The 1,903-nt window shown below is 45.3% G+C and carries 1 protein-coding gene; it reads right to left on the minus strand.

The genetic code is table 11. The annotated features are described in order from the left end of the window. Positions 1-416: 416 nt before the first annotated feature. The coding region (locus DB41_RS08250; protein ID WP_039386252.1) for a leucine-rich repeat domain-containing protein at positions 417-1,903 on the minus strand (1,487 nt) is incomplete at its 5' end.

Consider the following 1,903-nt stretch of genomic DNA (forward strand, 5'->3'; position numbering starts at 1 on the left):
TAATCTACCACGCTTTTATTTCAGATAGATTAAGGAAAGGGAGGGCCTTCCAAGCATTCAGGAGCAGCCACAGGTTTTGGCGATTAAGTGATGCGGCAATTTGGGTTTGGCTAAAAAAATGAAATTGATTCTTTGTATTTGAGATAAAACGGCTCTTTTTGGTGCCTTGTTTTAATTCTTCTACCGAATGATGGAATACAATCCACCAGTTTCTTCCTGTCAAGAAAAGTTACCCTCCTAGCCATAGCAATCTGCAGAAAAAGAGAAAAACTTCTTGTCATTATAAATGTTTAGGTTAGCTTAATCTTACTTAGTTGCGGGAAGAAAAGTGGATTACTTGTTTAAAGATAAGAGGGCTAAAAGTTTTTTATTTCATTTTAGCCCACATCCCCATTTAAAAAGTACTTACAACCATTCTACAATTGAAAACGCTGCCTTATTTTTTCGGCGATATCTTTCAAAGGATTTTCCGCTAATTCAAGCTCATACAGATTAGACAGCTGCTCGATTTCTGTAGGAAGGCTGGTGAGCTGGTTTTGATTCAATTTAAGCCATCGTAGCTTAGACAGCCGCCCGATTTCTGCAGGCAGAGCGGTGAGCTGGTTTTGATTTAATTCAAGCGATTGCAGCTGAGACAATTGACCTATTTCTGCAGGAAGACTGGTGAGCTGGCTTTGATTTAAGTAAAGATATTGCAGCTCAGACAGCTGCCCGATTTCTGCAGGTAGACTGGTGAGCTGGTTTTGATTTAAGAAAAGATATTGCAGCTGAGACAATTGACCTGTTTCTGCAGGAAGGCTGGTGAGCTGGTTTTGAGTTAAGAAAAACCGTGTCAGCTCAGACAGCTGCCCGATTTCTGGAGGCAGAGCGGTGAGCTGGTTTTGAGTTAAGTAAAGCACTTGCAGCTTAGACAGCTGCCCGATTTCTGCAGGAAGACTGGTAAGCTGGTTTTGATTTAATTCAAGCGATTGCAGCTCAGACAGCTGCCAGAGTTCTGCAGGAAGGCTGGTGAGCTGGTTTTGATTTAAGTAAAGCCATTGCAGCTGAGGCAGCTGCCCGATTTCTGGAGGCAGAGCGGTGAGCTGGTTTTGATTTAAGTAAAGCACTTGCAGCTTAGACAGCTGCCCGATTTCTTTAGGCAGGCTGGTGAGCTGGTTTTGATTTAATTCAAGCGTGTGCAGCTCAGACAATTGCCCGATTTCTGCAGGCAGGCTGGTGAGCTGGTTTTGATTTAAGTCAAGCCATTCCAGCTGGGACAGCTGCCCGATTTCTGCAGGAAGGCTGGTAAGCTGGTTTTGATTTAAGTAAAGCCATTGCAGCTGAGGCAACTGCCCGATTTCTTCAGGCAGGCTGGTGAGCTGGTTTTCTCTTAAGTCAAGCGTTTGCAGCTGAGACAACTGCCCGATTTGTGCAGGCAGGCTGGTGAGCTGGTTTTGGCTTGAATTAAGCTCTTGCAGCTGAGACAGCCGCCCTATTTCTTCAGGAAGACTGGTGAGCTGGTTTTGGCTTAAGTCAAGCCATTGCAGCTGAGGCAGCCGCCCGATCTCTGCAGGCAGGTTGTTGAGCTCGTTTTCTCTTAAGTCAAGAGTTTGTAGCTCAGACAACTGCCCGATTTCTGCAGGCAGAGCGGTAAGCTGGTTTTGGTTTAAGTGAAGCTCTTGTAGCTGAGACAATTGGCTTATTTCTGCAGGAAGACTGGTGAGCTGGTTTTGATTTAAGTAAAGATGTTGCAGCTTAGACAGCTGCCCGATTTCTGCAGGCAGGCTGGTGAGCTGGTTTTGATTTAAGTCAAGCCATTCCAGCTGGGACAGCCGCCCAATTTCTGCAGGCAGAGCGGTGAGCTGGTTTTGATTTAAGTAAAGATATTGTAGCTCAGACAGCTGCCCAATTTCTGTAGGCAGAG

Source organism: Neochlamydia sp. TUME1 (genome assembly GCF_000813645.1).
GTDB lineage: Bacteria > Chlamydiota > Chlamydiia > Chlamydiales > Parachlamydiaceae > Neochlamydia.